The 26,709-nt window shown below is 71.0% G+C and carries 21 protein-coding genes; 9 read left to right on the forward strand and 12 right to left on the reverse strand.

The window, feature by feature from the left end; all coding sequences use genetic code 11:
* Positions 1-455: 455 nt before the first annotated feature.
* From G401_RS44125 to G401_RS0107625, 3 genes are all read left to right on the forward strand, one after another.
* Entirely contained in the window at positions 456-6,659 is a 6,204-nt protein-coding gene (locus G401_RS44125) for an RHS repeat-associated core domain-containing protein (protein ID WP_084556936.1), read from the forward strand.
* Positions 6,659-7,060 (forward strand): hypothetical protein, encoded by a 402-nt coding sequence (locus G401_RS0107620; protein ID WP_027342038.1) that lies wholly within the window; start codon positions 6,659-6,661, stop codon positions 7,058-7,060. Before G401_RS44125 ends, G401_RS0107620 begins: the two co-directional genes overlap by 1 nt.
* Positions 7,061-7,142: 82 nt before the next feature.
* On the forward strand, positions 7,143-10,259 hold the full coding sequence (locus tag G401_RS0107625; RefSeq protein ID WP_027342039.1) for a BTAD domain-containing putative transcriptional regulator: 3,117 nt from the start codon (positions 7,143-7,145) through the stop codon (positions 10,257-10,259).
* A 9-nt stretch (positions 10,260-10,268) separates the two neighbouring features.
* Here G401_RS0107625 and G401_RS44130 read toward each other — a convergent pair whose 3' ends face one another.
* The 4 genes from G401_RS44130 to G401_RS52445 form a co-directional block, all read right to left on the reverse strand.
* On the reverse strand, positions 10,269-10,787 hold the full coding sequence (locus G401_RS44130) for a DUF4097 family beta strand repeat-containing protein (RefSeq protein ID WP_051366336.1): 519 nt from the start codon (positions 10,785-10,787) through the stop codon (positions 10,269-10,271).
* 118 nt (positions 10,788-10,905) lie between these two features.
* Positions 10,906-11,352: a hypothetical protein gene (locus G401_RS44135; RefSeq protein WP_051366337.1), complete on the reverse strand. Its 447-nt coding sequence runs from the start codon at positions 11,350-11,352 to the stop codon at positions 10,906-10,908.
* 97 nt (positions 11,353-11,449) lie between these two features.
* Positions 11,450-11,890, reverse strand: coding sequence for a hypothetical protein (locus G401_RS44140; protein WP_051366338.1), 441 nt, complete (start codon positions 11,888-11,890; stop codon positions 11,450-11,452).
* Between the two features lie 11 nt (positions 11,891-11,901).
* Positions 11,902-12,297, reverse strand: a complete 396-nt coding sequence (locus tag G401_RS52445) for a hypothetical protein (RefSeq protein ID WP_051366339.1) — start codon at positions 12,295-12,297, stop codon at positions 11,902-11,904.
* A gap of 235 nt (positions 12,298-12,532) precedes the next feature.
* Here G401_RS52445 and G401_RS44150 point away from each other — a divergent pair, with 235 nt between their 5' ends.
* Complete coding sequence (locus tag G401_RS44150) at positions 12,533-13,915, forward strand: N-acetylmuramoyl-L-alanine amidase (RefSeq protein WP_051366340.1); 1,383 nt, start codon at positions 12,533-12,535, stop codon at positions 13,913-13,915.
* Between the two features lie 195 nt (positions 13,916-14,110).
* Here G401_RS44150 and G401_RS0107655 read toward each other — a convergent pair whose 3' ends face one another.
* The 5 genes from G401_RS0107655 to G401_RS0107670 form a co-directional block, all read right to left on the reverse strand.
* Positions 14,111-15,193, reverse strand: a complete 1,083-nt coding sequence (locus tag G401_RS0107655) for a PIN domain-containing protein (RefSeq protein ID WP_027342040.1) — start codon at positions 15,191-15,193, stop codon at positions 14,111-14,113.
* A 56-nt stretch (positions 15,194-15,249) separates the two neighbouring features.
* Entirely contained in the window at positions 15,250-15,678 is a 429-nt protein-coding gene (locus G401_RS0107660; RefSeq protein ID WP_027342041.1) for an ASCH domain-containing protein, read from the reverse strand.
* 34 nt (positions 15,679-15,712) lie between these two features.
* Positions 15,713-16,393: a hypothetical protein gene (locus G401_RS0107665; RefSeq protein WP_027342042.1), complete on the reverse strand. Its 681-nt coding sequence runs from the start codon at positions 16,391-16,393 to the stop codon at positions 15,713-15,715.
* Positions 16,394-16,582: 189 nt separating this feature from the next.
* A complete protein-coding gene (locus G401_RS57540; RefSeq protein WP_322787723.1) occupies positions 16,583-16,885 on the reverse strand; it encodes a LysR substrate-binding domain-containing protein in 303 nt (100 codons plus the stop codon).
* Positions 16,789-17,232 carry a LysR family transcriptional regulator gene (locus G401_RS0107670; protein WP_027342043.1) on the reverse strand — a complete coding sequence of 148 codons (444 nt, stop codon included), beginning with the start codon at positions 17,230-17,232 and terminating at the stop codon, positions 16,789-16,791. The genes G401_RS57540 and G401_RS0107670 overlap by 97 nt, the downstream gene beginning before the upstream one ends.
* Before the next feature lie 213 nt (positions 17,233-17,445).
* Here G401_RS0107670 and G401_RS0107675 point away from each other — a divergent pair, with 213 nt between their 5' ends.
* Both G401_RS0107675 and G401_RS0107680 read left to right on the forward strand, forming a co-directional pair.
* Positions 17,446-18,213 (forward strand): ABC transporter ATP-binding protein, encoded by a 768-nt coding sequence (locus G401_RS0107675; RefSeq protein WP_027342044.1) that lies wholly within the window; start codon positions 17,446-17,448, stop codon positions 18,211-18,213.
* Entirely contained in the window at positions 18,198-20,036 is a 1,839-nt protein-coding gene (locus G401_RS0107680) for a hypothetical protein (RefSeq protein WP_157545426.1), read from the forward strand. Before G401_RS0107675 ends, G401_RS0107680 begins: the two co-directional genes overlap by 16 nt.
* Before the next feature lie 30 nt (positions 20,037-20,066).
* On the opposite strand, the gene G401_RS0107685 is transcribed toward G401_RS0107680, so the two are convergent.
* On the reverse strand, positions 20,067-20,627 hold the full coding sequence (locus tag G401_RS0107685; protein WP_027342046.1) for a GNAT family N-acetyltransferase: 561 nt from the start codon (positions 20,625-20,627) through the stop codon (positions 20,067-20,069).
* Between the two features lie 34 nt (positions 20,628-20,661).
* On the opposite strand from G401_RS0107685, the gene G401_RS0107690 reads away from it, so the two are divergent.
* From G401_RS0107690 to G401_RS0107700, 3 genes are all read left to right on the forward strand, one after another.
* Complete coding sequence (locus G401_RS0107690) at positions 20,662-21,243, forward strand: GNAT family N-acetyltransferase (RefSeq protein ID WP_245601650.1); 582 nt, start codon at positions 20,662-20,664, stop codon at positions 21,241-21,243.
* Positions 21,244-21,303: 60 nt separating this feature from the next.
* Positions 21,304-22,077 carry a phosphatase PAP2 family protein gene (locus G401_RS44155; RefSeq protein ID WP_051366341.1) on the forward strand — a complete coding sequence of 258 codons (774 nt, stop codon included), beginning with the start codon at positions 21,304-21,306 and terminating at the stop codon, positions 22,075-22,077.
* 142 nt (positions 22,078-22,219) lie between these two features.
* Complete coding sequence (locus G401_RS0107700; RefSeq protein WP_027342048.1) at positions 22,220-22,813, forward strand: hypothetical protein; 594 nt, start codon at positions 22,220-22,222, stop codon at positions 22,811-22,813.
* 16 nt (positions 22,814-22,829) lie between these two features.
* Here G401_RS0107700 and G401_RS0107705 read toward each other — a convergent pair whose 3' ends face one another.
* Complete coding sequence (locus G401_RS0107705) at positions 22,830-24,110, reverse strand: hypothetical protein (RefSeq protein WP_027342049.1); 1,281 nt, start codon at positions 24,108-24,110, stop codon at positions 22,830-22,832.
* Positions 24,110-26,614: a hypothetical protein gene (locus G401_RS44160; RefSeq protein WP_051366342.1), complete on the reverse strand. Its 2,505-nt coding sequence runs from the start codon at positions 26,612-26,614 to the stop codon at positions 24,110-24,112. Before G401_RS44160 ends, G401_RS0107705 begins: the two co-directional genes overlap by 1 nt.
* Between the last annotated feature and the right edge of the window lie 95 nt (positions 26,615-26,709).

Here is a 26,709-nt window from a genome sequence, read left to right on the forward strand (position 1 = left end):
CGGGTCGACGTGGGCGGTGTGAACGTTCACATCCCGTCGTCCGCGCTTCGTCAAAAGAATTGGACGGGAGGTGGAATGTTCCATCGACAGTGGACGAGACTGCCAGAATGTCGGATGGCTATCAAGACGTGACCGAGCGTACGCGGCATGGCGGAAAAGGAATGCCGTAGTCGCTTTCGTGGCGGGCCAGCTCAGCACCTTCGCCCTGCATGCAGCAAACAACGGCGGGCTCGCATAACACTTATCTCTGGCATCTTGTGGGCCGCCGAAGACCTGCGGGATCGGCGTCGATCGGGGCCCGGCCGTCCCCTTCGACCCCGTGGAGCGGCAAGGCTTGCCCATGGCTGGATGCGATCGCCCTACCTGCCGTGACAGCGCGATTGCAGCGCCCGTCAAGCGCTTCGACCTAGCTTCCGAGCGACATGTGACCCGTGTGCCTGGGAGGCTGTTCATCTATGGCTGTCGTCGTGTCCGGGCGTCCGCTGCGGCGTAGACGCTGGACCGCTGCTTTGATCACGACCCTTTCCACCTCACTTCTCGCGGCGATGATGGGCGCGCCGCCCGCTGCCGCCGCGCCGTTCCGGCCGCACGGCGTACAGCAGGAGAAGCCCGTCCCGGGAGTACGCGGTCCGGCGCGCAGGTCCGAGTGGAAGGCGACCGGTACGCCGTTCCGCGGTGCCGCCCCGGTATGGCCGGCGGCGTCGACCGCGGACGTCGACCTGACCGCGACCAGCCTGTCGGCGACCCGGGCCGGTGCCGGCAGTTCGCCGGTCTTGATCCGGCGGGCCACGCCAACGGGTTCCCGCACCGCCGACGCCGCGGCGCGCGTACGCGTGCAGGTGTTCGACCATGCCACCGCGGCGAAGGCGGGGGCGGACGCGCTGCTGTTCCGGGTCGCGAACCTGTCCTCGCCGGGCGCGGCCACGGTGAGCGTCGACTACTCGGCGTTCCAGTGGGCGTACGGAGGGGACTGGGCGCAGCGGCTGCGGTTGACCGAGCTGCCCGAGTGCGCGTTGACGACGCCGCAGCTCGCGGCGTGCCACGGGCGGCCGGTCGGGTCGGACAACGATGCGGGCAGCCGGACGGTCTCGGCGACCGTCGGCCTCACCTCGACGAAGCAGACGGCGCTGATGGCGCTGTCCGCCGGGGCCGCCGGCAGCTCCGGGGACTACTCCGCGACGGCGCTGTCGTCGTCGGGGACCTGGACGGCGGGCGGCAACGCGGGCGACTTCTCGTGGAGCTACCCGATGCGCTCGCCGCCCGCGCTGGGCGGCCCGGCGCCGTCGGTCGCGCTGAGCTACTCGTCCTCCAGTGTGGACGGGCAGATGGCCGCCTCGAACAACCAGCCGAGCTGGGTCGGCGAGGGGTTCGACCTGGACAGCGGTTACATCGAGCGCAAGTACCGGGCCTGCGTGGACGACATGAGCGGGGGCAACAACTCCACGAAGACCGGCGACCTGTGCTGGGCGACCGACAACGCCACCCTGGCGATGTCCGGGCACGCCGGTGATCTGCTGGTCGACGGGTCGGGCAGCTGGCATCTGCGTACCGACGACGGGACGCGGATCGAGCGGAAGACCGGTGCCGCCAACGGTGCCCGCAACGGCGAGTACTGGGTGGCGACCACCACGGACGGGACGCAGTACTGGTTCGGCGACAACGCCGCGACCGCGCTGACCGTCACGGTCGCGGGCAACCAGGCGGGCGAGCCGTGCCACGCGAGCGCGTTCGCGAACTCGTTCTGCACGCAGGCGTACCGGTGGAATCTCGACCACGTCGTGGACACCCGCGGCAACTCGATGAGTTACGTCTACACCAAGGAGACCAACAAGTACGCCCGCAACCTCAAGGACACCGACGTGGTGACCTACGACCGCGGCGCGTACCTGAACAGGATCGACTACGGTACGCGTACCGACCGCACCGAGACCGCACCGATGCAGGTCGTCTTCGACACCGCCGACCGCTGCCTCGCGGGCTGCTCGACCCACGACGGTACGCACTGGCCGGACGTCCCGTGGGACCAGGAGTGCACGGCCAGCCCGTGCCAGCACTACACGCCGACCTTCTGGACGACGAAGCGGCTGGCGAAGGTGACCACGCGGACGGGTGGCGCGGACGTCGAGTCGTGGACGCTGTCGCAGTCGTTCCCGAACCCCGGCGACGGTACGCGCGCCGGACTCTGGCTCGACCGGATCTCGCACTCCGGCCTCGTCGGGACCGCGGCGGGCCTGCCCGACACCACGTTCACCGGTGTCCAGCTCAACAACCGGGTCGACACCACGACCGACGGCTACACCGCGATGAACTGGTGGCGGGTCAAGGACATCAACACCGAGTTCGGCGCCCGGATCGAGGTCACCTACTCCGACCCGGACTGCGTCGCGGGCAGCCGGATGCCCGACGCGAACAACCTCGCGGGCAACCACCTGCTGTGCTACCCGGTGAAGTGGATCCCGGACGGCAAGACCGCGCCGATCCTCGACTACTTCCACAAGTACGTGGTCCGCGTGGTCACCGAGACCGACCTGACCACCGCGGGTTCGCCGCGCACGATCACGAAGTACGACTACCTCGGCGATCCCGCCTGGCACTACACCGACGACGACGGCATCGTCGGCACCGACTACAAGACCTGGTCGGTCTGGCGCGGGTACGCCGCCGTCCGCGAGACCAAGGGCGATCCGGGCGCGCAGACCTCGGCCGAGAACCGGTACTTCCGCGGCATGGGCGGCCAGCTCGCGGCGGCCGGGGCGGCACCGGCGGTCACCGACGAGGACGCGTACGCGGGCATGCCCCGGGAGAAGATCACCTACAACGGTCCCGGCGGGGCCGAGGTGTCGGCGGAGTCGTACGCGCCGTGGCAGTCCGGCCCGACGGCCACCCGCACGATCAACGGCACCACCGTGTACGCGCGCCACGTCGGCGTCGCCGGCACGTATACGCGTACCGCGCTGGACGGCGGGCGGGGCAACCGGACCACGAGCGAGACGACCGTGTTCGACGCGTACGGGGCGCCGACCCGGGCCGAGGACCGCGGCGACGACGCGGTCACCGGGGACGAGCAGTGCGTCCTCACCGACTACGCCCGCAACACCACGGCGTGGATCGTCGCCTCGCCGCAGCGGATCCGCACCTTCGCGACCAGTTGCGCACGGGTCGACGCGGGCGGTCTCACCGACGCCGACGTCGTCTCCGACGCGCGCAGCTCCTACGACGGGCAGGCGTACGCGGCCGCGCCGGTCACCGGGAACGTGACCCGGCTGGAGACGCTGAAGGCGTACAACGGCGGCAGCCCCGCGTACCTGGCCGAGACGCGTACGTACGACGCGTACGGGCGGGTGCTCACCGACACCGACGTGCGCGGGAACGTCACGACGACGGCGTACACCCCGGTGGCGGGCGGACCGGTGACGCAGGTCGACACCACCCTGCCGCTGGGCTGGAAGACGTCGAAGACGGTCGCCCCGGCGTGGGGTTCGACCCTGGTCGAGACCGACCAGAACCTGCGCCGGACCGAGTGGGCCTATGACGGTCTCGGGCGTACCACCGCGGTGTGGAAGCCGGGGCGGGACCGCTCCGGCGGCCAGTCGGCCAGCCTCAGCTACTCCTACCTGGTCACCGGTACCGCGCCGACGGCGGTGACGACGCGCACGCTCACCCCGTCGGGCGGGTACGCGGTCTCGCAGAGCCTGTACGACGGCCTGCTGCGGCTGCGCCAGACGCAGAACGCGGACGGCTCCGGCGGCCCGAACGCGGTCCTCGTCGACTCCTGGTACGACACGGCCGGGCGGGTGTGGCGGGTGTCCGAGCCGTACCTGTCGACGCTGCCGGTGGGCACCGGCCTGATCACCTCCACCGACGTGATCCCGGTCGCCACCGAGTCCGTGTACGACGGGGCGGCGCGCGTTCTGGTGTCGGTCCGCAAGCTCAACGTCCCACCGGGCGGCAGTCCGGGCGGCACCGAGCGGTGGCGTACGACCACCGGCTTCGGCGGCGACCGGATCGACACGACCCCGCCCGCGGGGGAGACGGCCACCTCGAAGGTGATCGACGCGCACGGGCGTACGGCCGAACTGCGCCAGTACCACCCGGGTGTGGCCGCCGGTTCGGCCGACCGGGCCGGCTACGACCTGACGACGTACGCGTACACCGCCAAGGACAAGCTCGCCCGGGTCACCGATCCGGCCGGGAACCACTGGGACTACACGTACGACCTGTTCAACAACGTCCTGTCCACATCGGATCCGGACAAGGGCGGCAGTACCGCGACGTTCGACGTGTTCGGCGACCAGCTGACCGCCACCGACGCCCGGAACGTGACGCTCGCGTACACCTACGACACCCTGGGCCGCAAGACGAGCGTGCGGGACGGTTCCGCGACCGGGCCGAAACGGGCCGAGTGGACCTACGACACTCTCGCCCTGGGGCAGCTCACCTCCACCACCCGGTACAAGGGCACCGACGCGTACGTGACCGAGACGCTGGGGCTCACCACCGACTACCAGCCGACCAGCGTCCAGTACACGATCCCGGGCACCACCGTCGGCGGGACGTACACCTACGCCTACACCTACAACCAGGACGGTTCGCCGGCCACGCTGCGGATTCCGGCCGCCGGCGACCTCAAGCAGGAGACGCTCAAGTACGGCTACGACGCGCTCGGGCGGGCGGCGACGCTGCGGTCCGGCTACGGCACCACGGCCGAGACCGACCTGGTCACCACGACCGCGTACACCTCGTTCGGCGAGCTGGGCAGCTACACGCTGCGCAACAACAACGGCAACGTCGTCGGGGTCACCCGCACCTACGAGACCGACACCCGGCGGCTGTCGCAGATCTGGACCGCGAAGCAGACGTCCCCGACGTCGGTGGCCGACGTCCGCTACTCCTACGACGACGCGGGCAACGTCACGAAGGTCGCCGACGTCGTCTCCGGGGACACCCAGTGCTTCCGGGCCGACTACCTGCGCCGGATGACGGACGCCTGGACCCCGGCCGCCGGGGACTGCGCGGCGGCACCCACCGCCGGCGGCCTCGGCGGACCGGCGCCGTACTGGCAGTCGTACGGCTACGACCTGATCGGCGACCGCACGTCGCTGATCGAGCACGCCACGCCGGCCGGTGACCGGACCACCAGCTACACGATCGCCCCCGGTACGCACAAACTGGCGTCCCGGTCGACGACCGACAGCACCGGCACGACCACGGCCGCCTGGACCTACGACGCGGCCGGCAACACCAAGACCCGGGCCGGACAGACGCTGACCTGGGACAACGACGGCCACCTGGACTCGGTGTCCGAGGTGGCCGGCCTCACCTCGTACGTGTACGACGCGGACGAGGCGCGGCTGACGCGTACCGACCCGGCGGGGACCACGCTGTACCTGCCGGGCCAGGAACTGCGCGACAGCGGCGGCGTGAAGACCGCGACCCGGTACTACACGCACGCCGGCGAGCAGATCGGCGTACGCTCCGCGGCCGGGCTGACCTGGCTGTCCGGTGACCACCACGGCACCGCCGAGATCTCGGTCAACGCCGTCACGCAGGCGGTCGCGGTCCGGCGCGAGAACCCGTTCGGCGGCACGCGTACCGGCAGCGGGACCTGGCCGTCGAGCATGGACAAGGGGTTCGTCGGCGGCACGAACGACAACACCGGGCTCACCCATCTCGGTGCCCGCGAGTACGACCCGGCGACCGGCCGGTTCATCTCGGTCGACCCCGAATTCGCGTCGAGCGATCCGCAGCAGCTCAACGCGTACACCTATAGCAACAACAACCCGATCACCCTGTCGGATCCCGCGGGCACCAAGTGGAACTGGGGAAAGATCCTCAAGGTCGCCGCGGTGACGGTCGCGGTGGTGGCGGTCATCGCCGTGGCCATCGCGGTACCGGCCGCGATCCCGGTCATGATGCAGGCGGCGGCCTCCGCGAGCGCGGGGGCGATCGGCGGCGGCGCCACCATGGCGGCCACGGCGGGACTCGCCGCGGCGGCCGCCGAGGCAGGGGCCGCGGCCGGCGTCGCGATGGGCAGCGGCGTCGTGGCCAGCACGCTCTACGTGGGCGGCAAGCTGGTCAGCGGCTACGAGCAGGGCGACACCCCGTCGGGACCGGCCGGGGCGCGGACGCCCGCCCGGCGCGGCGGGGGATCGTCCGGGGGCGGCTCGGGCGACCCGGCCGGCGGCGGAGCGGCCCACCCCGGGCCGGGCGACAACGCCCGGTTCGTCGTGGGCAGCGACGGCTACGTCGCGGACCGGCAGGCAGCGCGCTTCGTCGTGGACCCGCACGGCACGGTCACCGACACAGTCGGCAACAGCAACTCGGTGACGATCGGTCGCCATGCCGACTACTTGCGGGTGGCACAGCAGACCGGCTCGCGTACCTTCAATGTCGGCGACGATCCCTACCGGGTGATGTCGGCGCGGACCGATCGTTTCGGTGGCGACGGCATGGGCAGCGAAATCTGGATCAGGAACAGCAGGTTCCTCGACCAGGCCATCGCGCGCAACAGCTTCGTACGGCTGTCCAACAATCCGACCGATCCCGCTCATGCGGGCAGCTTCTTCCTGCGAGAGGTAGCGCACATGGAGTCGCGGGGCTACGAGGTCCAGTCCGGCTTCATGAGCCCGCCGTGGCACAACAAGCCGGTGAGGGACTGATGAGTGACGTCGGCACACCACAAGCCGTCGAAGACCTCCGGGTCCGGCTCGGCGAGCTCCGCTTCCGGCTGGAGTCCGAGTACGCCGGCGGCATGGGCGGCCTGGAACAGATCTTCGCCGGCACGGTCGGTGGGACCGGCATACGCGTACGCATCACCGCCGACCGCGGCCACTGGGTGATCCAGTTGCAGGTCGATCCGATGAGCGCCTGGATCGTCCCCGGGGTGTGGATCGCGCACCTCGACGACACGGAGGTGGAATACCTCACCATCGACGAGCAGGCCGCCTTCACCGCCGAGCGGATCGGTGAACTCCCGCCCGCGGCGGCAACGATCGGCGGGCTCGAAGGACGGCTGATCCGGATGGGCGAGGACTACATGCGCCGGCGCGGCCGGCGTTAGGGAAGAGGGCCGGGGTCTGCCAAGGTGGCGACCCCGGCCGCCCGTTCTGGAGGATCCGCCCCGGATACGGCAAGATCACCCCGTGCGCATCGGTTTGCTCGGCCCCTTCGACGTCCGCCTCGACGACGGCACCGCCGTCGACATCCCGGGCGCCCGCTCCCGTGCCCTGGTCGCCGCGCTCGCGCTGGAACCCGACCGGATCGTCCAGCGGGCGAAACTGGTCGACTGGATCTGGGGCGAGGAGCCGCCCGCCGACGCGGCCAACGCCCTGCAGGTGCTCGTCTCCCGGCTGCGCAAGGCCCTGCCCGAGGGAGCGCTCGAAGCGAAGTCCGGCGGCTACCGGCTCGCCGTCGACCCCGACGCCGTGGACGTCAGCCGGTTCGAGACCCTCGTCGCGCAGGCGCGTACCGCCGAGGACCCCGTTCGCGTGGACCTGCTCCGCGAAGCCCTGAACCTCTGGCGCGGTACGCCGCTGGAGAACATCGGCCTGCAGGGCAGCGACGCGTTCGACGCGGTCGTCGTCGCCCTGGACGAGCGTCACCTGGCGGTGCTCGGCGACCGGGTCGACGCCGAGGTACGCCTCGGCCGCGCCGCCGGTCTCGTCACCGAGCTGACCGATCTCGTGGCCCGGTATCCGCTGCGCGAAGGATTCGTCGCGGCCCTGATGCGCGCCTTCGCCGAGGGCGGCCGGGGTGCCGAGGCGATGACCGCCTACCAGCAGCTGTCGCAGCGGCTGGCCGACGAGCTCGGCGCCGACCCCTCGGCCGAGCTGTCGGCGCTGCACACGGCCGTCCTGCGCGGCGAGATCGGCGGCCGGGCCGAGAACCGCCGGACGAACCTGCGCGCCGAGCTGACCACCTTCGTCGGCAAGGAGGACGACGTCGCCGCGGTCGCCGAGCTGGCCACCCGGCACCGGCTGGTCACCCTCACCGGAGCGGGCGGTTCCGGCAAGACCCGGCTGGCCACCGAGACCGCCCGCGCGATGCTCGCCGACCTGCCCGACGGCGCCTGGCTGGTGGAGCTCGCGCCGCTGCCCGAGGGCGCGGACCTCGCCCAGGCCACGCTGACCGCGATCGGCCTGCGCGACCAGTCGCCCGGCGCCACCGGCGGCGACGCGGCCGGCAAGTTCATCGCCGCCGTCCGCGACCGCGTCATGCTGCTCGTCCTCGACAACTGCGAGCACATGATCGAGGAGGTCTCCGCGTACGCCGACCGGCTGCTGGGGGAGTGCCGCCGGCTGCGGATCCTGGCGACCAGCCGCGAACCGCTCGGCATCACCGGCGAGGCGCTGTGGCAGGTCGAACCCCTCGGCCTGCCGGCCCTCAATGCCGCCCCAGCCGAGATCGGCTCGTCGCCGGCTGTCCGGCTGCTGCGCGACCGCGCCGACGCCGTGCGCCGCAACATCGGCTCCGACGAGCACGCGCTGGCGACCATGGCACGCATCTGCCGGGCCCTCGACGGCATGCCGCTGGCCATCGAACTCGCCGCCGCGCGCCTGCGCACGATGTCCGTCGACCAGCTGGCCGACCGGCTCGACGACCGCTTCCAGCTGCTCACCGGCGGCAGCCGCACCGCACTGGCCCGCCACCGCACCCTGCGCGCCGTCGTCGACTGGAGCTGGGACCTGCTCAGCGAGCCCGAACGCACGCTGCTGCGCCGCCTGTCGGTCTTCACCGGCGGCGCGAGCATCGAGGCCGCGCAGTCGGTGTGCCCGCCCGGCGAGCACGCCCTCGACCTGCTGACCGCCCTGATGGAGAAGTCCCTCCTGCTCACCTACGGCGATCGCGCGCCGCGCTTCCGCATGCTCAACACCATCCAGGAGTACGCGTCGCAGCGCCTGTCCGAAGCCGGCGAAGCGGAGTCCGCCGCTCGGGCGCATCTCGCGTACGCGACCGAGCTGGCCGAGCGGGCCGATCCGCACCTGCGCCGGGCCGAGCAGCTGGAATGGCTGGCCACCCTGGAAGCCGAGCACGACAACATCGTCGCGGCCCTGCGCGGGGCGATCAGCGCCGGGGCGGCCCAGGACGCGATGCGGCTCGCCGCGGCGGCCGGCTGGTACTGGTACCTCAGCGGTCACCGGGCCGAGGGGACCGAGCTGAGCATCGCGGCCGCCGCGCTGCCCGGCGAGGCGGCCGACGAGACCCGCGCGCTCGCGTACACGATGGTGTCGATGTTCCTGACCTCCGGCTACGGCGGCGACCAGTACCAGGCACAGCAGTGGATCCGCGACGCGCACCGGTACGCCGAGCACGGCGGGTACCGCCACCCGCTGCTCGGCTTCGTCCGGCCGCTGGAGCGGATGCTGAGCGATCCGGCGGATTTCCTGTCCGCCTTCGATCCGCTGGTCGACGACGACGACGCCTGGGTACGCGCCCAGGCCCGGCTGGCGCGCGGCCGGCTGCGGCTGGCCGTCGGCGGCGAGTCCGATGTGGACGCAGATATCGAGGTCGCCCTCGCCGACTTCCGGGCCCTCGGCGACCGCTGGGGGATCTCCTCGGCGGTACTGCTGCTCGGCGAGCGGCTCGCCATGCGCGGCGAATTCGCCCGGGCCTGCGAACTCGGCGACACGGCCGTCGCGGCGCTGACCGAGCTGGGCTCCACCGAGGAGGTCGTCGGCGTACGCGCGCGGCAGGCGCAGCTGTACTGGCTGCTCGGCGACGAACCGGCGAGCGCCGCCGCGATGGCCGAGGCCGACCGGTACGCCGACGGCCTCGCCTGGCCGGCCACGGTCGCCGAACTGGCCTTCGCGAAGGCGCACCTGGCCTACTGGCGCGGCGAGCCGGACCGGGCGAACGCGTACCTAGCGACCATCCCCGCCAGCCGCGACGGCAGCCGGACCGGCATCGACGTCACGCTCCTGGACCTGCGCGGCTACCTGACCGCCGACCTCGACGAGGCCCGCGCCTGCCGGGCGGAGGCGCTGGCCGTGTCCGTCCAACTGGGACACCGGCCGATGATCGCGCAGGTGCTCATCGGCATCGCGGACGTCGCCCAGCGGCAGGGCCAGGACGAGCAGGCCGTCCGCCTGCTCGCGGCCGGCGACGCCGTACGCGGCACGGCCGACCGGTCGCAGCCCGACGCCCGCCGGATCGCCGCCACGGCCCGCGACCGCCTCGGCGAGACCGCGTACGAGGCGGCCGTCCGCGAGGGGCGGCAGCGGGACTGGAACGAGCTGGCCGACCTCACCCTGGCCGGGTGAACCCCGCCGCTACCGGATGCCGCCCGCGCCGATGTTGCGGATGACCGCGTCCCCGTCGATGCGGCGTACGCGGATCTCGCCGTTCCCGCGGATGTCGGCCGGTCCCGTCACGTGGTCGACGATCACCCGGCCGCCGGCGGTCCGCAGCAGCACGTCGGCCGCCTGGGCCACGCGGATGTCCCCGATGGCGGTGCTGAGCCGGCACGAGCCGACCGTGCCCTGCACGACGCACTCGCCCTCGGCGGTCTTCGCCGACACGTCCGACCCGGCCGGCAGGTCGACGAGTACGCGTACCGAGCCGTAGCGGCGGGCGAACATCGTGCGCAGGCGCGGCTGGCGGACCGACAGGCGGCCGTCGGCGTACTCGACGGTGGTGTGCGCGGCGGCCTCGACGTCGAGCGTGCGTGACGGATCGACGGGGTGGATCTCGACGACGGTGTCGGCGCGCGGGCCGGCGACGAAGCGGACGTCGCCGAGCATGAGGTCGACCGTCGCGGAGATCGGCGTCGGGGTGGCGAATGCCGGCATGGCGGTCCTCCTGGGAAGTCATTGCCCGGAGGATGTCCGGGCCCGCTGTCGCCGACCTTTCCCGGGGCTGTCACGCACGCAGGTGACGGGCGGGCCCGCCACCTGTCTCACCCGGGGTCTACGCCTCGCCGACGGGGGTCTGCACCTCGACGAAGTTCGAGCAGACGGTGTAGTCGCCCGCCGAGTAGTCGATGACACAGGCGCGCACGGTCAGCCCGCTCGTCTCGTAGTAGTTCTTGTTGCACAGGCCCCACTTGCCGTGGCCGAGCGAGTTGATGCACTTGCCCTGCCGGTACAGGGTGCCGCCGATGTAGTTGCGCCAGTCGGCGACGGCCGACGCGCTGTCGTTGGCGGTGTCCTGGACCCACCACTTGTCGCCGGCGAGCTCGTAGCACACCTTGGCGCCGGTGATGGCGTAGCAGTAGACCGCGGCGTCCAGCGGGACGTCGACGGCGTAGTCGATCTCGGGGGTCGGCGCGGCCATGGCCGGTGCGGGCGCGACGATCAGGCCCAGCAGGGCGACGAGCATCGCCACGGCGGCGTACGCCGTGCGTCGGTGGAACATGGGTTCTCCTTCGTTGCGGTCGGGTCCACCAGGGACCGGAGGGGGATCGGCCGGACGCGTGGGGGCGGCCGCACCCGCGGCCCCACGCGCGGAGGACTCAGGCCTCGATCGAGCCGGCCTGGGCGACCCAGGCGTCCGAGCAGTCGGCGCCGCCGGCGGAATAGTCGACGACGCACGTACGCGCCACGACCCGGCTGGACTCGTAGTAGTTCTTGTTGCAGACGCCCCACTTGCCGTGGCCCAGCGCGTTGATGCACTGGCCCGACCGGTAGAGGTTGCCGTTCTGGTAGTTCAGCCAGTCGGCGACCGCGGACGCGCCGTCGTTCTCGTTGTCGCGGACCCACCACTTGTCGCCGGAGAGCTCGTAGCAGGCGGTGGCACCGGCGATGGTGTGGCAGGGCAGACCGGCCGGCGGGCTGCCCGCGACGGCGTAGTCCTTCTCCGGCGTCACGGCCGCCGACGCCGCGGCGGGCGCGACGAACGGGGTGACGGTCAGGAGCACGGCCAGGACGGCGTACGCCGTGCGTCGGTTGCGCATCCGGGTCCCGCCTACTCGGAGATCTGCTTGTACGAGCAGTCGCTGCCGGTCGTGTCGCCGGAACCGTCCACCAGGCACACCCACATGTCGTACCCGCCGGCCGCGGCCTTGACGTCGTAGGTGAAGCTCTTGCAGCTGCCCGAACCCGAGCCGTTGTACAGCGACGACACCAGGTCACCGGCGTAGTACAGGTATCCGCGTACGCCGTGGCCGTCGGCGTACAGGTCGCACACCGTGAACTTGTCGCCGTCGTCGTGGAAGCCCATCGAGGCCACGTTGGTGAAGCTGTTGGTGATGTAGATGGTGGTGTCGGGGGTGCCCGCCGCCTGCGCGGTCGCGGGCATCAGCAGCGCCGAGCCGAGCGCGGCGGTCGCGGCGAGCAGGCCGCCCCTCAGGGATCGCTTCAACGGATCACTCCAATCTGGACGTTCGATCGATCTTGGGTGGCATTCTGCACACAAGATCCGCAAAGGTCAACCGGAGGTGGCGCCGAATCAGCGTCGCTGTCGTTATTAACATTGCGGCGTAACGGTTTCACGGCCGCATGTTAATGCGCTCCGGCTCTCGACATCGATGATGCTCGGTTGTACAGTTCGGCGCACATTGTCAATTGAGATCATTCGATAAGATGGGAGAACCGCCGTGACCGTGCCGCCCACCCGCCGCGCCACCTTCATGCTCGGCGCCCTGATCCTGGCCGCCGGCGTCGCCGCGCCACCCGCGAGCGCCGCCGCCGCGCCGGTCGCCCCGGACGCGCTGACGGTCGCCAGCACGCCGGCGTCGACCGGTTCGCTGACCGCCGCCTTCGACGCGGCCGCCACGCGCTACGGCGTACCGCGCGACCTCCTGATCGCGATCGGGTACGCCGAGACCCACCTCGACGGCCACGCCGGTACGCCCAGCGCCGCCGGCGGCTACGGCGTGATGAACCTGACCGGCAACCCGGCGGTGCACACCCTCGCCGAGGCGAGCCGCCTGACCGGCCTGAAGGCATCCACATTGGAGAACAACCAGGCGGCCAACATCCTCGGCGCCGCCGCGGTCCTGCGCTCCTACGCCGCCGACCTCAAGACCGCCCAGCGCGACAGTGTCGACAACTGGTACGCGGCCGTCGCCAGATACGGCGGCGCCACCGATCCCAGCGTCGCCCGCCTGTACGCCGACACGGTGTACGACCTGCTGGCCACGGGATTCGGCGTACCGGCGAAGGGCGTGAGCGTGACCGCCCGCGCGGTCGCACCGCAGCGGGGAACCCTGGCGACGGCGCGCGCGTCGCTGGACAGCGCCGACTACGGCCCGGCGGCCTGGGCGCCCGCGAGCACCAGCAACTACACCGTGGCGAACCGGGAGACCGACTACAACATCAACTACATCGTCATCCACGTGACCCAGGGCTCGTACGCCGGCTCGATCAGCTGGTTCCAGAACCCGGCCGCGCAGGTGAGCGCCCACTACGTCGTCCGCTCGTCGGACGGCGCGATCACCCAGTCCGTCCGCGAGAAGGACATCGCCTGGCACGCCGGGAACTGGACCTACAACACCCAGGCGATCGGCATCGAGCACGAGGGCTACATCGACGACCCGAGCTGGTTCACCGACGCGATGTACCGCTCCTCGGCCGCCCTCACCCGCAGCCTCACCACCAAGTACGCCATCCCGCGCGACCGGTCGCACATCATCGGGCACATCGAGGTGCCCAGCGCGACGCACACCGACCCGGGCCAGTACTGGAACTGGACGTACTACATGCAGCTGGTCAACGGCGTCACCGGCATCGGTACCGGCACGGTGAACGTCAGCGGCTCCCTCAACATCCGCTCGGGCCCCGGCACCGGGTACGCCGTCGCCGGTTCGCTGGCCAACGGCGCGGGTGTCTCGGTCTACTGCCAGGCGACCGGAACCACGGTCACCGGGACCTACGGCACCAGCAACATCTGGGACCGCATCGGCACCAACAAGTACGTGGCCGACGCGTACGTCCTCACCGGCAGCGACGGCTTCATCCCGGGAGTCCCGCGCTGCTGAGCATCACCGCAGACCTCGTGGAAGCCGTCCCCCCGGACGGCTTCCACGCCTGTGTCCGGCGTCGATGCGTTGTAGGCTGCCCTCAATGATTGATATGTGACGATGGGGAGGGTCGATGGCGCGGTCGCGCAATTTCGCGCTGCTCGAAGTGTCGAGGAGTGCCTCTCCGTGGAAGCGCAACCGACCTGGCCGCGGTCAGGCGCGTACGGGGATGGTCAGCAGGTAGTCGTCGGCGCCGGCGTCCCACCGCAGGTCGACCGTCCCGCTGGTCGCCGCCGCCTTGCAGAACTGCAGGAAACTGCGGTAGCCGAGCTTCTTCTCGCTGAAGTCGGGTTCCGTGCGGCGCAACTGGTTCTTCAAGCCCGACAGGGCTACCGGCCCGGTCCGCGTCAGCTCCGTCACGACCGTCCGCAGCAGCCCGAAGGCCGCCTCCCGGTCGCCGTGCTCGGGCAGCGAGACCTGGGGATCGCCCTGGGCTGAGCCCGACACCAGCTCGACGATGTTGTGCTCGGCGAGATAGCGCAGCAGCTCCCCGAACGCCCGGAAGCCGTAGTCCGCCTCGTTGAACGTCGGGTCCTTGCGCAGCAGCGTTCGCTTGAGGGTCGAGGCGCTGACCGGGCCGCCGGAACTGCCCTGCATGCCGGCGACCGTCTGCGCCACGCTCACGGCGAGCGAGTCGATGTCGCGGGCGTTGGTGTCCTCCTCGGCGTGGACCTCGACCTCAGGCTCCGCCGCGGGTGCCGGCGCCGCCGGTTCCGCCGCCCGGGCCGGCCGGGTGGTACGCGTACGCGCCGGGGGGATCTCGACGCCCTCCAGCCGGTCGTAGTAGAGGAATTCGTCGCAGGCCGGCGGCAGCATGGCCGACGTCGTCCGCTCCACGCCGAAGCCGATCACCCGCTTGTTGAGCTCGCGCAGCTTGTGGACCAGCGGGGTGAAGTCGCTGTCGCCCGTGCCGAACACGAACGTCGAGATGTAGTCCCGCTCGAACGCCAGCTCCAGCGCGTCGACGGCCATCTTGATGTCGGCCGAGTTCTTCCGCGAAGCACCCATGCGCTGCGGAATGTCGATCAACTCCACATGCGACCGGGTCAGCAGCCGGCGGTCCTCGTCGAAATACGACCAGTCCGCGTACGCGCGCCGCACGATCACCCGGCCCCGTTCGGCGAGCGCGTCCGCGATCGGCCGCAGGTCGAACGTCATCCCGCCGAGATGCTCCCGCGCGCCGATCGCGAGATTCTCGTAGTCCAGGAAGAGGGCGATCCGATCCTCTTGATCCACGCCCTCAGCCTACGCCCCTCGCCCCGCCGGCCAGGGCAACCCGGCGGGGGACGCGGTCAGTGCTCGTCCGGGCCGAGGTCCAGCAGCCGGAAGCGCTGGGCCACGACGAGGGTGTCGTCGTCCACGGTGAAATCCGCGCCGAGTTCCGCGCGGACCTCGGGGCCGTGCCAGAACTGCTCGTGCCCGGCCCGCCACTGCGCCACCGACTCGTCACCCTCACCCTCGTCGACGGCGTGCCGCAGGTCCACGTCGGCGAGCCGGACCACGCGTACCTCGGTCAGTTCGATCGCGGCGACCCGCCGGTCCTGCGAATCGAGGACCGCCATGCGCTCGCCGGCGGTGGGCAGCGGCTCGTCGTCGTACTCGTATCCGACCGCCAGGGCGGACGTCGTGGTCTTCGCACCGGACAGGATCGCCGCCACCAACTGGTCCCGCAGCGGCCCGGGAAACCCGAACTGGGCCGGCGGAAGATCGTCGAGATTCATGCCGTAGAGCGTACGACCGCGCCGGGGGAGAGGATCAGCACGTGCAGAACGCCGAGGCCGACACGACCCTGGCGACCGTCACCGTCACGGAATCGGACTGCGCCACCTGCCCGAACTTCCGCGCCATGGAGTCGGACCACACGATCAGGTCATCGGCGCCGCCGGCCGGGCGTACCGCCTGTGTCGTCAGTACCGCCTTCACCCGGAACACGGCCTCCACGTCCGGCCTGGCCACGTACGCGCGCGCCGTCCAGTCGCCGTCCGGTCCGGCGTTCGTCGAATCCCACTGCACGTAGAACGCGGGCGCGGCGTCGAGGCAGCATTCGCGCGCGATGAGCACGTACGCGTGCAGGCCCGGCGTCGCCGAGTGCGTACGTCCGCGTACCTCGATCGCGCAGGCGGTCCCGACACAGGTCACGGTGACACGCTGCGCGTACCCGGGCGACAACACCTCGATGGACGGCGCGACCGCGGACGGAGTGGCGGAGGCGCTCGCGACGGCGGGCGTGGGCGTACCCGCAGCGGGCGGATCATGGTGGAGGAGGTTGGGCAGGCCCACCACCAGCGCGACGACCACTCCCGCCGCGGTCGACACGCCGACGATCGCCTCCCACATCCGCGACGTCGAACGCTGCCGCGGAGGTGCCGTCGGCGGTGCGGGCGGTGCGGCAGCGGCGTCGTCAGCGGTCGCGCCGCCGGGTGGCTCGTCGCTCATCTCGTGTCCTCCATCGCCGCATCCACCGGTCGCTCTGGATTCCACTATCGACGCCCCGGTCAACGCACGCCCGTCACCCGAACGTGAAGGTCGTCCGGAGCCGGGGAACCACCGCCGCTCGCCGGTCACGGCAGTGGGCGTACCGCTACTGGCGGTGGCGAGCGATCTGAGATGGCTGCGGCGCTGCGCCTATGCGCCGCCGGTGATGGTGCGGCAACCGCGCTGGTGTGCGGCTTCGGTGAAGGCGCGCACCGCTGGGTCGTTGCTCGTCGCGGTCGGCCAGACAAGGGCCCATTCGGTGAGCGGCGCGTCCTGGATGGGCACGAAGGTGACGCCTGGGTGGGTGTAGTACCAGGCGACGTGTGCGTTGAGCGGAGTGACGATCTTGCCGGCGGCTACCAGACCGAGGACTTCGTGAAAGGTCCGGCCGGCAGGCCCACGCCTGATCGGGCGTCCCTTCGGGGTGTGCCGGGCAGCATCGCCTCGAACCAGTAACCGGGTATCTCCGGCCTGGCATCGAAGACCACGTGGTCACCGAGGTCTTCCATCGACACGGATCCGCGACGGGCCGGCGGCGACGTGGACGGCACGGCGAGTACGCGCCCTTCGGTGAGCAGACACGGCCCGTGGGTCAGGTCGGGCTCGCGGATCGGGAGCCACATCAGCTGGATGTCGACCTGACCTCCGCGTAGGGCCGTGAACGGATCGCTGAAGTGGAACTCGGTGACCGTGATCGCCTGGCTGACTCTCGCCTGCGAGATGTGCAGCCGTGCCGCGGTGCGACCGAAATGCAGTTCCTCGGCCAGCGTCAGAAAGATCTCGATGTCCCGCAGCTCCACGCCCCGCCCTCCCTCCGATAACTCAGCGGTTATCAGTACGGCCGTGAAGTCTACGTTGATCTTCGCTGGCGGTGCCGCGAGGCTGGTGAGGCAGGCGCCCGGCCGGTCGCAGGGCGAACGCGTACCGGCCAGACAGGTAGGGAGAGGTCTCGTGTCCATCGCGCACGTCGTAGCCATCGTCCAGGCGGGCCGCCGGCCGGCCATGGCCCTGGAATGGAGCGCCGGCTCGTGAACGCATTGACGATCTCCGGTCTGTACAAGTCGTTCGGCAAGAAGGCCGCGGTCGATCACATCGACCTCAGCGTCCCCGAAGGTTCCTTCTTCGGCCTGGTCGGCCCGAACGGGGCGGGCAAGACGACCGCGCTGTCGATGGCGGTCGGCTTGCTGCGCCCCGACGCGGGCACGGCGAAGATCTTCGGCCATGACATGTGGCGGGAACCGCGGCGCGCCAAGAGCCTGCTCGGCGTGCTTCCCGACGGCGTCGCGCTGCCGGAGCGGCTGACCGGCCGGGAGATGCTGACCTACCTCGGTCTGCTACGCGGGCTGGATGCGCGGGTGGTGGCCGACCGGGCGGCCGAGTTGCTCGCCCTGCTCGAACTGGACGGCGCCGAGCGCACGCTGGTCATCGAATACTCGACCGGCATGCGCAAGAAGATCGCGCTTGCCGCGGCGCTGCTGCATGCGCCCAAGCTCGTCGTGCTCGACGAGCCGCTCGAAGCGGTCGACCCGATCTCGGCCGCCACGGTCAAGACCATCCTGCGGCGCTTCGTCGCGAGCGGCGGCACCGTCATCTTCTCCAGCCACGTGATGGCGGTTGTGGAACAGCTCTGCGATCGAGTGGCCGTGATCAGCTCGGGCCGAGTCGTCGCGGCCGGTCCTGTCAGCGCGGTGACCGGCGGTATCGGCCTGGAAGAACGCTTCATGAGCCTCATCGGGGCGCCCGAGATCGCGGCGGGAGGGCTGTCGTGGCTGGCCTCCTGATCCGCATGAAGCTGGCCGTCCTGCGTAACGGCCTCGGCGGGAAACGATCCGAGGAGTTGGCCGGCGGCGCAATGATCGGCCTGTTTCTGGCCGCCGCCACCCTCTACCTGGTCACACGGCCCGACCGGACGAGCGCCGCATTCGATGTCATGGCCCTGGCGTCGGCCGTCTGGGCACTGGGCTGGATGGTCGGGCCCGCGATGTTCGGCGGGGGCAAGGAGGCGCTGCCGCCGGAGATCTTCGCGCTGCTCCCGCTCGATCCTCGGCGGCTGGCTGCGGGCCTGCTCGGCGCGTCGTTCGTCGGGATCGCTCCACTGATCTCGCTCGTGGCGTTCAGCGGGCTCGTCGTGCTCGCCGCACGGTGGGGCGCCGCCGCGGTCGTCGTCGCGGTCCCGGCGGCGGTGCTTCAGCTAGTGCTAGTGATCTTGCTGTCTCGGGTGACGACGGCCTCTCTCAACCAGGTCATGCGGACACGCACCGGAGCCGCCGTGAGCGCCGCGGCCAGCGCAGCCATCATGGCGTTGGCCGGTTCAGGCTGGGCGTTGTCGCCTGCGGCCGGATCGGCTCTGCAGACCGGTTTCCCTGCCCACTTGTCGGCGGGGCTCCGGCTTTCGCCGACCGGCTGGGGCCTGGCCGCGATCGAGGCGGCGGGCCGGTCGGACTGGCTGCGGGCGCTCGCGGCGCTGGCCGGACTGGTCGTCCTGTGTGGACTGCTGCTGCTCGGCTGGACGTCGCTCCTGATGCGACGCATGACCACGCGCCCGTCCGAAGGCGGCGGCCAGGTTTCCCCTGCGATGCCGGTGACCGCACGCGGGCCGCTGACCGCCGTACTTGTCAAGGAGTTGCGTACATGGCTGCGCGATCTGCGGCGTTTCCACTTCTACGCGTTCGCCCTGCTGTACTCGGTCTTCTTCTGCGGGCTTCCGCTCGCCGCCGGATCGACCGACTTCCTGCCGTGGACCGGATTGCTCTTCGCGGCCACGGCGGCGGCGATGTCCTCCGGGCTCTACGGTGAGGACGGCACAGGGCTGTGGCTCACACTGCTCACCCCCGCAGCCAGCGCCCCGGACGTACGCGGCCGCCAACTCGCCTGGCTCGCCGTGGTGGCGCCACCCACCGTGGCACTCACAGCCGGGCTCACCGCCGTCACCGGTCATCGCGAGCTGTGGCCGCTCCTGCTGGCCCTGCTGCCCGCAGTGCTCGGCGCGGCCGCCGGGCTGATCGTGCTGGCATCGCTGATGCGGCTCGTCCCGATCCCTGATCCGCACAAGCGCAGCGGCAACATGATCGAGAACCCGACGGACTTCACCCAAGTGCTGCTCTGCCTGGCTCTGCTGTCCGTCGCCGCGCTGCCCACCGTCCTGCTCGCTCAGCAGAGCAGCTGGGCCGGCGTGGCGACCGGACTCGCCACCGGCATCGGACTGTTCTGGCTGCTCGGCGAGCTCGCCCGACGCCGCCTCGACGCCCGCGGACCGGAATTGCTGCAGCTCATGCGGTCCGGACCCGCTCGCCCGGCCGCCGAGCCGATACGGGGATTCCGGCCGCCCGCCGCCGGCCGGCCGATCCCCGAGTTCAAGATCGGGACCATGCGAGCCGCCGCGACGCTCCTGCTGACGATCTGCTGGATCCCCCTGTTTCCGCAAGGCATCGTGCCTGCTGTCATGCTGCTGACCGACAACGTCGCGCCCTCCTGGTTCCTCCCGCTGCACCTCCCGCCGCCGTACCAGTGGCCCGTCATCACCGGCATGATCGTGTTGGGCCTGACGCTCGCCACCGGCGGACTCGTCCTCGCCCGCAAAGCCCCCATATCCGGACGCCCCTGACCGATCGCATGGCGCGGATGGTACGCGGGCTCACCGGGGCGACGGCGGCCGATCGTTGAGGATGCGCTGGTAGAAGTGGCTGTCCTGCCACCTGCCGTTGATGTGCAGGTAGTTGCGTGCCGTTCCGAACTGCTCGAAGCCGTTCTTCGCCAGCACCCGCTGCGAGGCGACGTTCGCCGGATTCGTGCTCGCCTGGATCCGGTGCAGGCCGAGATCCTGGTCCGCGATGCGGCAGATCGCGTCGACCGCGGCGCTGGCGAGTCCCCGTCCGACTTCGGCGACATCCACCCAGTAGCCCAGGTTGGCGCTGCACAGCGGGCCGCGCACGATCGTGTTGAGCGTCACGCAGCCCACCACCAGTTCGTCGCGCTGGATCGCGCAGGACAGCAGCGTGCCGTCCGCCTGCTGGTGGAGCACCGAATCGAGTTTCGTACGCTGGCCGTCGAGGGTCCAGAAGGAGTCAGGCCGTTCCGGGTCCCAGGGCCGCAGGTGCTCGCGATTGCGCAGGTACGCGTCGAGCAGCGCGGGCGCGTCGCCGTCGCGGAGCGGGCGCAGGACGATCCCGCCGGGCAGTGCGGAACTGGTGATCATCTTGGCAGGATAGAGGCCCATCGCAGGAGGGAACATGTCGCCCATGTCGCTGTCCACGCCCACGCTGCACACTGCCCGCCTGACCCTGCGTCCCTTCGACGATCCGGACGGCGACGACCTCTTCGCGATGCACAGCGATGCCCATGTGCTGCGCTACTGGGACGCGCCGCCGTGGAGCGAACGCGTACGCGCGGATCGGTTCATCGCAGCGTGCCGGCGGATGGCGGAGGACGGCAGCGGCGCGCGGGTGGCGGTGGAGCGCGGTTCCGACGGGGTGTTCCTCGGCTGGTGCGGTCTGACCCGGTGGAATCCGGACTACCGCAGCGCGGCGCTGGGCTACTGCTACGCGGAGGCGGCGTGGGGCCACGGCTACGCGACGGAGGTCGCGCGCGCTCTGCTGGGGTGGGCGTTCGAGACGCTGGACCTCAATCGCGTCCAGTCGGAGACCGACACCCGCAACGGGGCGTCCGCCCGCGTGCTGGAGAAGCTCGGGTTCGTGCGGGAGGGGACGTTGCGTGAGGACTGCGTCGTGAACGGCGACGTCTCCGACTCGTGGGTTTACGGGCTGCTCAGGAGGGAGTGGCGGCCGTCGGCAGAGCCGGCGCCGGGCCGCTGAAGCCGCGCGGCCGTCAGGCGACGTCCCCGAGCGGCCGCGGGTGTCGGTTAGGGTGACCGCGTGAGCCCTCCGCCGGCCGGCAGACGTGCGCTCGTCGAGCTGGTCCTGCTGCTCCTCTGGTTCCTGCTCTTCACGCGTCTCGCCGCCGCGCTCGGCAAGGATCCCGCGGCCGCCGACGCGAACGCGCTGGCGCTCCAGTCCGCGGAACACGCCGTCCACATCGACATCGAGCGGAGCGCGAACGGGTGGCTGGCCGGCAACCCGGTCCTCGGGCGGCTCGCGGTGTACCTGTACCGGCTGTACTACGTGGCGGTCGCCGGCGTACTGCTGTGGGTGTTCGTGCGGCACCGCGACGCGTACCGCCGGGTCCGGCGGACGATGGTCGCGATGACGGTCCTCGTCCTGCCGGTCTACTGGGCGGTGCCGATGGCGCCGCCGCGGTCCGCCCTGCCGGGCGCCGTCGACCTCGTGGCCAGGTACGACATCCTCGGCCAGGCTTCCCGGGCGGCGTGGACCCACCCGAGCCACTACACGGCCATGCCCAGCCTGCACGTCGGCTGGGCGCTGTGGTGCGCGTACGCGCTGTGGTCCGCGCTCCGGGGGACGCATCCGCGCCTGGCGCTCGTGTCGTGGTCGTTCCCGCTGCTCATGGCGGCGGACGTGCTCGGCACGGCGAACCACTACGTGCTCGACATCGTCGGCAGCATGACGCTGCTGGCCGTCTCCATCGCCGCGGCGGCGCTGTGGGGCCGGCTCGCCGACCGCGTCCTCGCCGCGCGGCCGGTCGCCGGAACTCTCAGCGGTCCGGTCTCCGATGACCGGCACCGTCTTTGAAAGTTTCCGGGCGGTCGGAGCGACTGCCATGTCGCGGGCGAGGCGTTCCTGTTGAGCTATCGACATATTCCGCTGGAGTGTCGCAGCATTGTGGACGCCTTCGGGCCTCGGGCATCAACGGCGACTACTTCTGGAGACATCTGTGACTACGAGCGTTCTGCGCCGCGCCGCCGGGATCGCGGCGGCTGTCGTCTTCGCCGCGGCAGCGGTCGTCATGGGCGTCACCGGTCCCGCGTACGCGTCGAGCTGGGTGTACTCCGACAACATGGAGATCAGGGCCGGCAACAACGGGCCCGAGAACCGCTTCTTCTTCGAGGCGGGTGGCGGCAACGAGTACGGCATCTTCCAGAATCTCGCCGGCACCTCCGTGGGCACCCACAGCGGATCCTATGCCGCGAAGCTGAACCACTTGTGGGACCAGCCGACCTGGGTCTCGGTGGGACAGACGATCACCGTCGGGCCGAAGGCGCTCGGGCACCCGACGTGGTGCCGGTTCAGCGCATGGGTGCGCGCCAACGGCAACGACCGGTACAACATCGAGGTCATCGACCCCACGACGTGGAACTACATCGCCGTCAGCCAGGTCGCGCAGCCGGTGGCCAACACCTGGAGCCAGATCTCCACCGTCCAGTTCGCCGTGCCCGTCACCAACGTCGTGCTGCGCGTGTCTTTCCTGCCGCCGGCGTACACCGACGCCGCCTTCGTCGACGACTTCATGCTGAGCTGTACGCTCTGATCCCACCACGCGCCGTTCAGCCGACGACGATCGAGTAGCCGCCGACCAGCTCCCCCTCCCGGGTGGTCAGCGTCAGCCGCAGCAGGTGCCGCGCCCGGTCCGGGCCGCCGAGCGTCTTCGCGATCGCGGCGGCGGTGAGTTCCTCCACGTGGAACAGCCGCCGGATGCCGGTGATCAGCGCGGCTGTCAGCGGCTCCTCGGTCACCAGGCCGAGTTCGGGCCAGCGGTCGCGGCCGAGCTGGTCGAGCAGGCGCCGGGCGCCACCCGGCTGGGCGAGCGGGTTCTGCCCCGGTACGCGGGTCCCCGTGACCGGTACGCGGGCGAAACGCGTTCGGGCAACGGCCTTCTGCAGGGTGTCGCTGGGCACGACGACGGACACGCCGTTCTCGGTGAAGGCGGTCAGCAGATGGCGGGAGGCGCCGATGTCGACGCCCGCCCGGATCTCGCCGAGCGCCGGCGCGACGATCGGCGTACTCCCGTCGGTGACGGCCTGCAGCAGCGGCGCGACCGCCGGGCCGCCGTGGGTGAGTTCGACGGTGAAGCCCTCGGGAACGAGTTTGGCGAGCGTGAGCAGGAGCGGCTGGAGGTTCGCGGCGGCGGCCGCGATGTCGAGGTTGCGCTGGGCGACGTGCCGGTACGCGTTGGCCAGCAGCGGCCCGTCGAAGTGGTCGGCGGGGCAGGTGACGGAGGCGAGCAGGCAGGAGTGCCCGGCGTCGCCGGTGCCGATGCGCCAGGGCTGGTCCAGTTCGACGACCTGGGTGCAGTCGGGGCTGCGCCGGTCGCTGAGATCCACCCAGGCGCCGCCGATCTGGTGCTGCTCGTAGTACGGGTCGCCGGCGTCGAACGCGCCGAAGAAGCCCGCCGCGATGGCCCAGGCGCGCACGTGGACGCCGGTGGCGGGGAACAGGCCGAGATTCCACACGCGGACGAAGACGCGGTAGTCGCGTCCGGCGACCGGTGCGGCGACGAGCCGGGCGGGGTCGAACGGCCCCGTGTACGCGGCGTCGACGAGCAGCAGGTCGGGCGATTCCCAGCAGACCGTCGGCGGCCAGATCGGGCGCCGGCCGCGATCGCCCGGCGAGGTGGCCCGGATGAGCAGGTACGGCAGGACGTCCTCGCGTTTCGGCCGGTGTTCCCGGCTGATGGCGCGCATCTTCGCGCGTAACTTGTCGGCGGCCTGCGGATCGGGCTGGAAGCCCGGGTCGGGGTCCGGGTCGGGCGGCCGCGGCGGGGTGACGCCGACCGGGTCCGGCGGTGTGTCGCCACGGTCGAGCTGATCGTCGGTGACCGGAACCATCAGCGTTCTCCCTCGAACGTGGAGTGCGGCCATTCCCCGCCGTCGACGGGGCGGTGCGGCGGTTCGGCCGGGCCGCACGGGTCCTCGCCGAAGCGTTCCGGCGGCGGCGCCACGGCCCGCTTCAGATAGCGCACCTTGAGGTCGCGGCGCGGGTCGTAGAACTGGCTGTCGAGGACCACCCCGCCGGCACTCTGCGCCGGGTTGTCGGTGTCGGCGTGGAAGAAGTGCGGCGGCGTACAGGGCTGGGCGTAGATGAACGCGGCCTGTGGCGTCGGATCCAGCGAAGGCCCGCACTCCCACACGCCCCGCCGGCCCGGGTTCGCCGGATCGCGGCCGAGATTGTGGCGCTGCCAGTCCCAGCAGTGCCAGGCGTAGCCGCGGTCGGCGTCCAGGTTGAAGTCCGGTACGCCGAACTCCGCGTCGTCCTTCTCCGCCAGCATCCGCGACACGAGATACGTGCCGTAGTCGACCGGTGCGCCCAGGTGCAGGTTCTGCGGCAGGAGCTGCTGCAGTTCGTTGAACGTCTCCTGCGCACTGGCGGCCTTCTCCAGCCGGTAGCGGGCCGCGCCGTCGCCCGCCATCGTGCTCAGCAGGACGGTGCTGTCCTGCCCGGCGACGTAGGGGCCGACGTGCGTGGCGGCGCCCTCCTGTGCCACGAAGGCGCCCGCCTGGTTCCTCAGCGGATACCGCCACGGCGACAGCCATTCGCTGGCCTTGAACTCCTTGCCCGCGTCGCCGGCGTACCGCAGGGGTGCCGTGAGGCCCAGCGCCTCGGTCAGATCGACGTCGTGGACGTCGGCGGGATGATCACGCACCACGTTGCGCGGGTACGCCAGATCCAGCCCGAACGCCGACGTCGACGTCTGCCGGCCGGACGGCTCGGTGATCGTGTTCTGCGGGCTGCCGGCGCCGGCCGGGTCGTCGAGCGCCGAGCCGACCGAGAAGACGCCCGACGCGGTGCCCAGGACGGTCAGGCCCGGGTCGGTCTCCTCTGGCTTGGGCACCAGGAATCCCGACATGACCAGGGCCCGGCGGGCGAGCATGTACAGGTTCCAGGCCGGCACGACGAACACGTAGTAGAAGACCTCGCGCGCCGGGAACGTGAACACGTCGAGGATCAGTCCCGGCAGGACGGTGACGAGCCAGACCACCACCTCGGCGATGTAGACCGCCCAGGCGAGGATCGCCAGCAGCAGGTCCAGCAACGAGAACGAATCGTCGTCGTCCACGTCCGCGCCGCGTGCCGGGTCGTCGTCGACGCCGTAGCCACCGCCTCCCGGCGGCGTCGGGAACGAGTGGTCGGTGAACACGTCCGGCGGCTGCGGCCGGCGCGGGCTCAGACCGTCGCGAGAGGACAGTTTGAGGTACGCGTACACGATGTCCCACATCTGGGCCATGGCATCGGCGTTGGGGCGGCCGTCGGGCGTACCGGCGGGATCGGTTCCGGAGTACTGGGGATCCTGGGTGAGGATCTTCGGCCCGTCCGGATGCACGAGGGCCATCGCGGCCAGCAGGGCGTCGGTCAGGTGCTCGGGCAGGCCGCCGGAGTCCAGGTCGAACAGGGCCTGGCGTTCGGCCGCCGGGGTCGGCCCGTCCGAGGTGTCGTACGCCGGGAACCCCGTGAAGTAGTCGTAGGCGGGGCCGTCGTCGCGGCCGGAGTAGGGCGCGTCCGGCCGGCGCCGGAACGCCACCCGGAAGTGCAGGGCACTCGTTCCGGGCTCGCCGTAGCAGGGGCCGGAGTAGCGCGCGACGTAGTTCTGGCTGTCGATGTGCGCCTCGACGAGATGGTGGCGCTGCCAGTGGTCGCGGTACGGGCCGCCCGACTTCGCGTTGGTGAACGGGTGCCCGGTGACATCGGTGCCGCAATGGGTCATCCAGCCCACGGCGAACGCCATCCGCGCCTCGGCGTCGCTGCGGTCGCCGTCGGAGGCGGCGGCCGCGTACGCCTGTGCCGCCTGCTGGTACAGCACGAACGCGAACTGGTACGTGCGCCGGTAGTGGAAGATGTCGGCCCAGTAGAAGGCGTCCTCGCTGAACCCCTGCGGCGGCCCCGACGTCAGTACGCCGAACCAGTCGCCCATCTCGACCAGCAGCCCCTCGAACGCCGAGGTGATCGCCGAGCTGAGTTCGGTGAGGATCTGCCCGAGCTGGCTGGACAGCCCGCCGGTCAGCTGCGAGGCGAGCTGCGCCGAGTTGGTGCTCGTCGGCGTGACCCAGCGTTCCCATTTGGCGACGAACTCCGCGTCGACCTCCGCCCAGACGTCCAGGACCCACTGCACGACCTGCCGGATGACGCAGCCGCGCGTGTTGGCGAAGTCGGGCAGCATGTAGAACAGATCCGGTCCCAGGGAGCCGATCGCGAGATAGTTGCGCCAGCGGTGGCAGATCTCGCCCAGATCCTGGGCCTCGACGGCGGTGACGGGAAGGTTCGCCGGGATCGAACCGGCCCGCAGACGTTCGGTCACGTCCTGTGCGGCCTGCATGTGTACGTACCAGCCGGGCATGGCTCGTCCCTTCGCGTACGGAAACGACGGCACCTTTCAGGCTGACACAGCCGGGCGCCTCGCCGTGCCGATACTCGCCTTAGTCGATGTACTCG

This window comes from Hamadaea tsunoensis DSM 44101, from assembly GCF_000428945.1.
GTDB classification, from domain to species: Bacteria; Actinomycetota; Actinomycetes; order Mycobacteriales; family Micromonosporaceae; genus Hamadaea; species Hamadaea tsunoensis.

Bases quoted from the DNA above. Each gene is read 5' to 3' on its own strand.
- G401_RS44125 (WP_084556936.1), top strand. From the start codon at position 456: ATGGCTGTCGTCGTGTCCGGGCGTCCGCTGCGGCGTAGACGCTGGACC.
- G401_RS0107620 (WP_027342038.1), top strand. From the start codon at position 6,659: ATGAGTGACGTCGGCACACCACAAGCCGTCGAAGACCTCCGGGTCCGG.
- G401_RS44130 (WP_051366336.1), bottom strand. From the start codon at position 10,787: ATGCCGGCATTCGCCACCCCGACGCCGATCTCCGCGACGGTCGACCTC.
- G401_RS44135 (WP_051366337.1), bottom strand. From the start codon at position 11,352: ATGTTCCACCGACGCACGGCGTACGCCGCCGTGGCGATGCTCGTCGCC.
- G401_RS44140 (WP_051366338.1), bottom strand. From the start codon at position 11,890: ATGCGCAACCGACGCACGGCGTACGCCGTCCTGGCCGTGCTCCTGACC.
- G401_RS0107660 (WP_027342041.1), bottom strand. From the start codon at position 15,678: ATGAATCTCGACGATCTTCCGCCGGCCCAGTTCGGGTTTCCCGGGCCG.
- G401_RS0107665 (WP_027342042.1), bottom strand. From the start codon at position 16,393: ATGAGCGACGAGCCACCCGGCGGCGCGACCGCTGACGACGCCGCTGCC.
- G401_RS0107675 (WP_027342044.1), top strand. From the start codon at position 17,446: ATGGAGCGCCGGCTCGTGAACGCATTGACGATCTCCGGTCTGTACAAG.
- G401_RS0107685 (WP_027342046.1), bottom strand. From the start codon at position 20,627: ATGATCACCAGTTCCGCACTGCCCGGCGGGATCGTCCTGCGCCCGCTC.
- G401_RS0107690 (WP_245601650.1), top strand. From the start codon at position 20,662: ATGTCGCCCATGTCGCTGTCCACGCCCACGCTGCACACTGCCCGCCTG.
- G401_RS0107705 (WP_027342049.1), bottom strand. From the start codon at position 24,110: ATGGTTCCGGTCACCGACGATCAGCTCGACCGTGGCGACACACCGCCG.
- G401_RS44160 (WP_051366342.1), bottom strand. From the start codon at position 26,614: ATGCCCGGCTGGTACGTACACATGCAGGCCGCACAGGACGTGACCGAA.